Origin of the sequence: Pectobacterium sp. 1950-15 (assembly GCF_037136835.1) — a bacterium.
Classification (GTDB): Bacteria; Pseudomonadota; Gammaproteobacteria; order Enterobacterales; family Enterobacteriaceae; genus Pectobacterium.
In genome coordinates this window covers 1-8,408 of record NZ_JBBBQR010000031.1, presented here as the reverse complement: position 1 = coordinate 8,408, position 8,408 = coordinate 1, and the positions used below count along the sequence as shown (strand labels likewise).

12 protein-coding genes are annotated in these 8,408 nt (G+C 41.8%); 9 read left to right on the top strand and 3 right to left on the bottom strand.

Annotated elements, in window-relative coordinates:
- Window positions 1–83: 83 nt before the first annotated feature.
- Together WCT94_RS20590 and WCT94_RS20585 are read right to left on the bottom strand one after the other, a co-directional pair.
- Window positions 84–1,013: an STM4504/CBY_0614 family protein gene (locus tag WCT94_RS20590; protein WP_336871569.1), complete on the bottom strand. Its 930-nt coding sequence runs from the start codon at window positions 1,011–1,013 to the stop codon at window positions 84–86.
- Between the two features lie 118 nt (window positions 1,014–1,131).
- Window positions 1,132–1,335: a hypothetical protein gene (locus tag WCT94_RS20585; protein WP_336871566.1), complete on the bottom strand. Its 204-nt coding sequence runs from the start codon at window positions 1,333–1,335 to the stop codon at window positions 1,132–1,134.
- Between the two features lie 136 nt (window positions 1,336–1,471).
- Here WCT94_RS20585 and WCT94_RS20580 point away from each other — a divergent pair, with 136 nt between their 5' ends.
- From WCT94_RS20580 to WCT94_RS20540, 9 genes are all read left to right on the top strand, one after another.
- Window positions 1,472–2,587, top strand: coding sequence for a phage/plasmid replication domain-containing protein (locus tag WCT94_RS20580; RefSeq protein WP_336871565.1), 1,116 nt, complete (start codon window positions 1,472–1,474; stop codon window positions 2,585–2,587).
- Between the two features lie 26 nt (window positions 2,588–2,613).
- Complete coding sequence (locus WCT94_RS20575) at window positions 2,614–2,886, top strand: single-stranded DNA-binding protein (protein WP_336871562.1); 273 nt, start codon at window positions 2,614–2,616, stop codon at window positions 2,884–2,886.
- Window positions 2,883–3,080, top strand: a complete 198-nt coding sequence (locus WCT94_RS20570) for a hypothetical protein (RefSeq protein ID WP_125176106.1) — start codon at window positions 2,883–2,885, stop codon at window positions 3,078–3,080. Before WCT94_RS20575 ends, WCT94_RS20570 begins: the two co-directional genes overlap by 4 nt.
- A gap of 7 nt (window positions 3,081–3,087) precedes the next feature.
- Window positions 3,088–3,321 (top strand): hypothetical protein, encoded by a 234-nt coding sequence (locus tag WCT94_RS20565; protein WP_193400703.1) that lies wholly within the window; start codon window positions 3,088–3,090, stop codon window positions 3,319–3,321.
- Window positions 3,322–3,534: 213 nt separating this feature from the next.
- A complete protein-coding gene (locus tag WCT94_RS20560) occupies window positions 3,535–4,749 on the top strand; it encodes a hypothetical protein (protein WP_336871557.1) in 1,215 nt (404 codons plus the stop codon).
- Window positions 4,750–4,757: 8 nt separating this feature from the next.
- A complete protein-coding gene (locus tag WCT94_RS20555; RefSeq protein WP_285669293.1) occupies window positions 4,758–5,045 on the top strand; it encodes a DUF2523 family protein in 288 nt (95 codons plus the stop codon).
- A 3-nt stretch (window positions 5,046–5,048) separates the two neighbouring features.
- A complete protein-coding gene (locus WCT94_RS20550) occupies window positions 5,049–6,080 on the top strand; it encodes a zonular occludens toxin domain-containing protein (protein WP_320713580.1) in 1,032 nt (343 codons plus the stop codon).
- Window positions 6,077–7,288 carry a type II secretion system protein GspD gene (locus WCT94_RS20545; RefSeq protein ID WP_320713581.1) on the top strand — a complete coding sequence of 404 codons (1,212 nt, stop codon included), beginning with the start codon at window positions 6,077–6,079 and terminating at the stop codon, window positions 7,286–7,288. Before WCT94_RS20550 ends, WCT94_RS20545 begins: the two co-directional genes overlap by 4 nt.
- Before the next feature lie 141 nt (window positions 7,289–7,429).
- Complete coding sequence (locus WCT94_RS20540; protein WP_320713582.1) at window positions 7,430–7,669, top strand: HigA family addiction module antitoxin; 240 nt, start codon at window positions 7,430–7,432, stop codon at window positions 7,667–7,669.
- A 433-nt stretch (window positions 7,670–8,102) separates the two neighbouring features.
- Here WCT94_RS20540 and WCT94_RS20535 read toward each other — a convergent pair whose 3' ends face one another.
- Entirely contained in the window at window positions 8,103–8,288 is a 186-nt protein-coding gene (locus WCT94_RS20535) for a hypothetical protein (RefSeq protein WP_336871553.1), read from the bottom strand.
- Window positions 8,289–8,408 lie beyond the last annotated feature (120 nt).

Here is an 8,408-nt window from a genome sequence, read left to right as displayed (position 1 = left end):
GACTCGTTATGTTGAAAAGGCCGCTGCGAAAATCGAATCCCGCAGCGGCCTCTTTAGCATAACGTCATTGTGCGAACCAATAACTACTTTTTCGTATAACTTTCTTCGCATTTAGCCAAAAATAGCAGATTAGTAGCGGTTAAATGAAGAGTGTAACTCGCTAAATACTCAGGAACTTTTGTTATTTCCGCTCCTTGTCCATGCCCACCTTCTTTATTTCGGATGGTAGGAATACCACTCTCAAGTAAAATTCTTATTGAAGAAAATTGATTCTGGAGGTATTCAGGCACTAAATTATTGGACAAACAACTGTTAATTAGTTTTTTAGCTGTGTCAGTATCATTAAATTGCCAAGAATGTTTTTTATGTATGGCTTTCATTAGACTTTCAAAAGACTTTAGGCAGTCATTTAAACATTCTTTATATCGCTGATGTCTATAATGCTCATGTGCGGATAAAAACTCATCGTTTGCTCCGTTATAATTGCTATTCTTACCAAGAATTTGGAGCGTAGGCTTTACAACATCAGAATGGATGAATTGTGAATCAACTTTAACCAGTTCTCCTGACTCAAATTGGTATCCAAGACCTGCTTCTTTAAACCTGGCATTAAGTTCTTCAATAGCATCATCAGGACTTTGCTTTGCTAACCCTCTGAATTTCCATTCATTTGACTTTATATAGCCATTTATCATCTTGAAGAATATTTCAATGATATCTAAGCATTTTTCATGATTTTTCTCTGCCAAAAAGTGGTCAAATATTGCCCCGAAATTCGAGTCAGGGTACTGCTGGAGAGAGAATACACCATATTCCTTGCACAACGTTTGATGAACGAGTCTGTAAATATTACTTGCTTCCGTTTCATAGTCACTATCTTCACCGATAGTATCTCTTACAATATGAACGACCTGAACACGAAATGCTTTTGGTATATTCGTGTATTGGTAAACATCAACTACTTCACCTCTTAATTTCTTTTGTCTTTTTGAAAACAATTCGAATATAGCCAACTTATAATCCTCAAAGATATGGCATTAATATTTCTGAGTTGATGAAGGTTTCACCGCTTGCGGTTCGGGGTTCAGTGACACCCGAACTTTACCGTGGTTTCCCACGGTATTTATCTTTTTACTCTGACGCCTCTCTCGATGCCTTGCTGGCGTGAATCAAGTCTTTCGCCGCTTCTTTGGCATAGTTATCAATCAGATGATTAACAATATCCGTCCAGGTGATCGCCCGGCCAGCAGTATGGCTAGCGTCTATTGCCATCCTTTCTAGCTTTAATTTGCGCTCTGCCACGATGGCCATCGTTGTTCTTTTGGGTGTGGTCATACATACCTCATCTGTTGTCTCAGAGCATTATAGTTAAACAGTTATGCGCTCGTAACGTTATGCTTGCATACATGCATGACAGGTGGTACATTTTTTTAATCGCATAAGTGTATGCATGCATATAAAAGGAACGCAGATGTTCTTCGACTGGCTGACTATCGAACAGGATTTTGGGTATCAGTTACCCATTCTGAGCGATGTCGCTTATCTGCGAATCCATGTCGACACAGGGGAAGCCAGTGAACTTTGCCAACCGGTTTTTCAGCATAAAGGATCATTTTGCGATCAGGTGTCTATTACGATGAGAGGCTCTGTACTGAAAATGTCGGGTAATCCTTCACGTTGGAATCGTGTAGAAAATCTCTTTGGTATTCAGACCATTGATGCCTGTGTACAGGTTTATAACACCATCCTTGCTGAATTGGGGCTGCCTGCATTCACTAAATGCACAAAAATTTGGCCTCGTCAGGCGAAAGAAAATGAACGAGCAGGGCTGGTAACTGACGGCGCTTGCATCAGGGAAATTCATTTAACAACAAATCGTGCGGTAGGGAAGGGGAATGAAGATGACTATATTTCTGGATTATCGACATTACCTTATCGAAATAGTATCCCAAGATTACACAGCAACGGTAAATCTGTTGACTGGTTATCAAAAAAGGGCAATCGCTCATTAATTTACCCCACGGTATATAACAAGACAAACGAATTGAAGCTACATGCTTTAAGTAAGATTGAAAACAGATTTGGTAAAAACTCTGATGAAGTGCGTTATTTACAGCGCGTCATTGATTATTGTGAAGAAAATGGCGTTGTTCGTTTTGAACAAAAACTGAAACCAAGGTATATGCAGAAGTATGGGTTGTTGTTTTGGGGACTCACTGACTATTCAATTCTGACCACGATACATGATGCGTTTATACATCTTGATAAATCATTAATGGTGACGTCTATGGACTTTGATACTATTAGCGAATATTTAATCCGTCAGGGCGTTGTTGATAGCACCCGCTCAGCCAATACTACCGCTATGTATGCCATCCAATGGATGCACGGTCATAGTTTTAACTTTGAAAAAAAACAGGTTCAAACGCATCGAGCCAGATTACGCAAGATAGGCATTGATATTGCTCAACGCTGTAATATTTCAAAATTTAGCCCGGTATTTGTACGTAATAAAAGAGAAGTCGTTGTATCCGATTGTCCAATTCCTGAATGGTATCGAAAATCTAATTTTTTACGTGTTGCTTAAATAATATATATAATGGAGAATGATAAATGATCAGAGTTGAAATAAAACCGTCTCAGGTAACATTTGATTCCCGTTCTGGTGTGTCAGCCAAAACCGGGAAAGAATATAAAATGTTTGAGCAATTGGGGTATGCTTGGTTAGGCGGGGATTATCCCGAACTAATTAAAATAAACCTCGAAGAAGGACAACTACCTTATCAGGCAGGTTTCTATACGTTACATTCGTCATCGTTTCGGGTTGGCTCTTATAATCAACTTCAAATAGGGCGTATCGTATTGATCCCCGAAGAGAAAAAATGACAGACATTCAAGGCTCCATTTGTGATCCCTCAGCAGTATGTAGCAAGATAACATTAACAATTTCAGAAAATATCGCCCAACTGGATTATGTCTATTTAGCCCAAGTATGGGGTGTCGGATTTTCCTCAATTCTGAGTTTATGGTTAGTATCTTATACACTCGGAATTATTGTTCGTGCTGTTAAAAACACATAGGTGAATTATGAAAATTAAACGTATTGCTGTTAGTGCATTGGTCATTCCGGCAATTGTTACAGTGCAATCTGTTAGTGCTGCTGAAACAACACCCGGTGCTATCGATTTCTCGCCTTTAGTGGCAAATATTGATTTTTCCAGCGTGGTTGCCGTTTTAATGTCTATCGCTGCCGGAGCTATCGGTATTGCGTTGGCCGTTGCAGGTATTCGACACATTCGTTCAATGGTTCGCGGTGTCTGATTTGTGCATGCACAAAAAAATGGGGGAGTCATATCCCCCTTTATGCATGTGTGAGGTTATATATGAATGATAATATTCTTATCGTGGTTTTTGCTTGGGGGCTGTTGTCTGCTTGGGCTGTGATTGTTGGATTTAAAGGTTAATTACTAATCACCTCATCTTTTTTATAAAGCTATTTAATCACACCTGATATTCTTTCAAATGGTGAATGATATGAAGATCCCTTTGTTAATTGCCTCACTGTTATTATCGCCATCCGTATTCGCTTATTCAGCCAGTCATGTCACCACGGTTATTAACGATGCCGTTAAAAGTAAACTCATCTCGCGCGGCTTCTCTGTTAATGACCCACGTTTTTATAGTACGTTGTCTGATATCAGTAAATCATCTGCTTCCATAGCACAATCATCATCCGTGTTGCGACTGGGGACGGTTACTGGTCGTTCGTGGATGAGCACCATGCTGCGCGGCGCTCTGGTTGGCCGTGGTAAGCTGATTGCTTTGGCCGCTTCTGGGGCAATAGCATGGCTTTTTATTGATGAATCTACCGTGCAAGTGAAGGTCTACGACCCGTCAAAAGAACTAGGAATCAAAGGTTTTTATTGGGTTTATCGTGCCAATGATGGCTCCACTCTGGCTGAGGTATTAACTAATATATGTTCGCTTAATAGCGACTACTGTAAAGCGTATGAAATTCGTTCCTATGAACGTGATAGCACTCGTGAAGATTTAAGAACTGTGGTGATTTACAGAGACGCTGATAAAAAAAATGTGTGGCAAACAGGAAGCGCTAGCCTTGTTAATTGTAGCAATTCATCCAAATCTAAAGCGATTGCTTCCTGTCAGGAAAACTATTCACCATCAACAGACCAGTACACAGTGACATCATTGCCTATACAGCAAGCAATTGATGGTATTTCCCAAACAGAACTTGATACACCATTGGCCCCAGAAGTGACGGCTGAAATAGCGAATAAGATTTGGCAATCCGCCTCACCGCAAACGTATCCAGCTAGCGATCCTATTACCGCCGCAGACGTATCCGCAGCATCATCGAGTAAACCGACCGTGGGGGATTTTATTCAACCAGATGCCACTTTTACTGGTGAACTACCTGCTGAATCTGTTCCTTCATCTGGTGATAACACGGTCATAGGCACAGACCCTAAAATATCACCACCAGAATTGTCAAACATACCTACCGGACGGGATATATTGGTACCGGTATTTTCCCTAATGCCATTTTTACAAAATTACGACATTCCCGTCAGGGCTGCACAATGCCCAACGTATTCCTTTGAATGGAATAACCGAAATTTCACAGTAGATGCACATTGTACTTTACTTGAGAAATTTCGAACATTAATACAACTTTTTGCTTCTATTCTCTGGTCGCTTGCCGCTTTGCGAGTCATATTAAGTGCATAGGTAAAATTATGTTTGGTATTCTTATTTCAGCATTGAACTCCGTCCTTATTTGGCTGTTTAAAAGTATCGTTATCAAGTTTGTCTTTTTCACTGCAATTTATCTTTTCGTTTCTGAAGCTATTCCCGTTCTTCAGGAGCGATTACCCGTTGATACAGATATTCGGGAAGTCTTTGCGCAATTTCCTGATTCAGTCTGGTATTTCGCCAATCTGATGATGTTACCGTATGGGATTAAAATTGTGCTTTCGGCCTGGCTGACCCGGTTTATTATTCGTCGTATTCCGCTGATAGGCTAAATTATGTCGATTACCGCGTATATTGGAATCCTCGGTTCGGGGAAAACATATGAAGTCGTTCGCTCGGTCATACTGCCTGCATTTTTGAATGGTCGTCGTATTGTGACAAACATTGAAGGTGTAACGCATGAAAAATTTATGGACTTCATTCTTAACGATGAAAAATTAAAAGACATTACACCCGGCATAGTTATTCCTGTCTCTGATGATGATGTAAATAAGGAAAGTTTTTTACCTTACAAAGGCTCTGGAGAAACATTTTGTAAACCGGGAGATTTAATCTGCATTGATGAAGCATGGCGTTTCTGGGAAACGGATAAAATGCTGCTGACCGGGCATCGTTCATTTTTTGCCGAACATCGCCATTTCGCTGATAAAGAAAGTGGGTTTACCTGTGACATCGTCATTATCTCACAGGATTTAGGGTCGATTTGCCGTTTTATAAAATCACGTATTGAAACCACATACCGGATGCAAAAACACCTCGCGTTAGGATTGGCTAAACGGTATCGCGTTGATATTTACATGGGGGCAAAAACATATAAAAAATCGCTAACATCCAGTTATCAGGAAAAGTACAACCCGAAATATTTTCCCTTGTTTCATTCGCATGATGAAAGGAACGCTAAAGAAACACGTGTCGATAAAAGGCAGAATATATTTCGTCAGGCCAAATTATGGATTATGTTTCTTTTTTCTATTATATCTTTCGCGGTTGCTACTTACTTTATTTCTTCTTTTCTTAATCGAGGGCAGACAAGCAGCCAAAATATTGTGCATGCACAAAAGACAGAGCCAGCAGCACCATTACCTTCTGTAGCGCCATCATCACCACCAGTTGCGGTATTACCGTTATCCAGAACGTGGAAAATTTCCGGCACTTTAAAAGATCATGGTGCCGATTTCGTCATTATTTCCGACAGCAATGGAGCTTTCCGCCTGATTGGCAAAGAGGTTTTTATAGGGCAGGGGATGATGATGTATGCGTTGATAGATAACGAACGAGTGACCTATTTTAGCGGGAGTGTAAAATGAATAAGTCATTGTTATTCATGCTTTTTATCACACCGAGTGTATTTGCAAAAGGCGTTGATTTTCAATTAGATGGCGTATCGTTGCCCAAATCTGTCAATTTCATTTATTCGCAGGTATTTAAGCGGCCATTCATGCTGGCCCCGGAAGTCATTACCGATAGCCGCTTGGTGTCGTTTCATATCACGGAAGATCAGGATGCACGGGACTTTTTCACACGTTATCTCCAAAATATGAATATCGGCGTATCTTCAAAAAATGGGGTCGATTACATCTATAATTTGCCTGTGATTGAGAAGAAAACGCCAAAAAATTCCTACGTTTATCAACCAAAATACCGCAGTGTTGCTTATCTGGCATCGGTGCTGGCCAGCATTGTTCCAGAGGGTAAATTTGGCGTGTCAGATAACCGGGCTGGTACCGTTAACAACGCGCTGACAGTGCAAAATGGATTTAATGTGTCTACGCCGGGTGATGTATTGGTTTTTTACGGTACATCAGAAGATATTCAACGGTTACAACAGGTTATACCATCAGTTGATATTCCCAGTGATGAAATTTATGTCGGCGGTTATGTCTATGAAGTCCAGACCACAGAGCGTAACGGCTCCGGTTTGGCGATCGCGGCTAAACTGTTGAATCAGCGTTTTTCGATCCAGATAGGATCATCTGGCAGCAACGCCAGCATGGATAACTTTGTTAAGTTTTCTTCCGGCAATCTCAATGCGTTATATGAATTATTCAACACGGACAGTCGGTTTCGGGTTGTCAGTTCGCCATCTCTCAGAGCGCGTTCCGGCAGCACGGCCAGCTTTTCGGTTGGCTCTGATGTGCCGGTGATCAGCAATGTGACGTTTCAGGGGCAAAACGCGGTGCAGTCCGTCGAATACCGCTCCAGTGGTGTCATTTTCAACGTTTTTCCCGAGGTGCGAGCTCAGATTATCGACCTGACAATTAGCCAGGAACTGTCCAGTTTCGCCAAGACCGATACCGGGGTGAATAACTCACCAACACTGATGAAGCGTAATATTCAAACATCGGTTTCGGTTAACGATGGCGATATTATTTTGATTGGCGGTTTGGCTGATAATAAATCGACTGACCAGAATACGGGTTTGTCATTTTTACCGTCAGTGTTCAGCACCAAAGGATCGGAACAGAGCAAGACAGATATTGTGGTTGTTCTGCAAGCCAAGAAGGTGAAGCGTTAGCGTGCTTACCCCCGCAGCTTGCGAGGAGGTAAGCTCGCTAACCGGAACCGTCAATTTCTTGCGCATGCGCAAGATTTATGTTGCTCACTAACTTAAAAGTTACTATTAATCAATATGATGCAATCTGAGGCTTATAACGTTATGCATAATCCATCGCATCCTGCTGACGTGTTACAGGAATATCTTGGGCATAATTCCGCTACAGAGGCAGCAAAGCAGCTTAATTTGCCGCAGGACATAGTAGAAAAGCTCCTGAGTGGCGATATGAAGATCACGCCAGACATTGCTGCACAGTTAGAAATGGCTCTGCATGTCAGCGCTGAAATGTGGTTGGGGATACAATCGCAGTATGATGCATGGAGCGCTTCACAGGGTCTTTGATGCGCATCGCGCATGGAAGGCGGCATGTTGCTATTAAAATAGGCCAACATGCTAAAACCGCCGATACCAGAGAGAGCTACCAGAATAGCTAGGAACCCGCGCAACGCGCTTCCTGCCAAGCGGGTTTTATCTGTGACGGCTTAAACAGCGATTGAAGAGGCTGATGGTCGGAGACAAGAGAACGTATCAGCGACGAGAAACAAAAAAGCCACTTATGATGAGTGGCTTTTTCGATTATAAAATGGTGAAGGTTAGCAGCCTTCAAGTACTGCGTAGCGATTCAGTACGGTAAAAATCTAGCGATCTAAGTCAGCCTGATAATGCTATGTCAGCGCCATTTGTTATTCAAGGGGTTGACCATCCATAAACCCCAGATTCTGCCTTCTGCGCATCGCGCAGTTCTTAGATTCTAGCTGCGGTGCGGTGAACTAGATTAGCTGAGCTGATTTTTGTAGCACTCAGGAAAATGTATTTTCTCGTATTCATGAATGGCTGTGCACAGCGATAGAAATCGGTTTTCTTCAACAGAACCTACAGGCAGGTCGAGGTCGAACAGCGGTTCAACTTCTGATAGTGCCGCTAGATATTCCTGTTCAGTTTGTAGAGTTGCAGTCGTCATGGTTTATGCTCATCGTGTCGTTCAGCGCATTATAGGCAAAAAAGCGTTTTACGGATGTGGGGATTTGCTCAGTAGGATGGTCAATTCCCGCCTGTTTATCCATTGGTTCGCATAATGTAT

What these genes read in the sequence shown, in the direction of transcription:
- WCT94_RS20560 (WP_336871557.1), top strand. Translation starts at nt 3,535, where the DNA reads ATGAAGATCCCTTTGTTAATTGCCTCACTGTTATTATCGCCATCCGTA.
- WCT94_RS20555 (WP_285669293.1), top strand. Translation starts at nt 4,758, where the DNA reads ATGTTTGGTATTCTTATTTCAGCATTGAACTCCGTCCTTATTTGGCTG.
- WCT94_RS20545 (WP_320713581.1), top strand. Translation starts at nt 6,077, where the DNA reads ATGAATAAGTCATTGTTATTCATGCTTTTTATCACACCGAGTGTATTT.
- WCT94_RS20575 (WP_336871562.1), top strand. Translation starts at nt 2,614, where the DNA reads ATGATCAGAGTTGAAATAAAACCGTCTCAGGTAACATTTGATTCCCGT.
- WCT94_RS20570 (WP_125176106.1), top strand. Translation starts at nt 2,883, where the DNA reads ATGACAGACATTCAAGGCTCCATTTGTGATCCCTCAGCAGTATGTAGC.
- WCT94_RS20585 (WP_336871566.1), bottom strand. Translation starts at nt 1,335, where the DNA reads ATGACCACACCCAAAAGAACAACGATGGCCATCGTGGCAGAGCGCAAA.
- WCT94_RS20535 (WP_336871553.1), bottom strand. Translation starts at nt 8,288, where the DNA reads ATGACGACTGCAACTCTACAAACTGAACAGGAATATCTAGCGGCACTA.
- WCT94_RS20550 (WP_320713580.1), top strand. Translation starts at nt 5,049, where the DNA reads ATGTCGATTACCGCGTATATTGGAATCCTCGGTTCGGGGAAAACATAT.
- WCT94_RS20580 (WP_336871565.1), top strand. Translation starts at nt 1,472, where the DNA reads ATGTTCTTCGACTGGCTGACTATCGAACAGGATTTTGGGTATCAGTTA.
- WCT94_RS20540 (WP_320713582.1), top strand. Translation starts at nt 7,430, where the DNA reads ATGCATAATCCATCGCATCCTGCTGACGTGTTACAGGAATATCTTGGG.
- WCT94_RS20565 (WP_193400703.1), top strand. Translation starts at nt 3,088, where the DNA reads ATGAAAATTAAACGTATTGCTGTTAGTGCATTGGTCATTCCGGCAATT.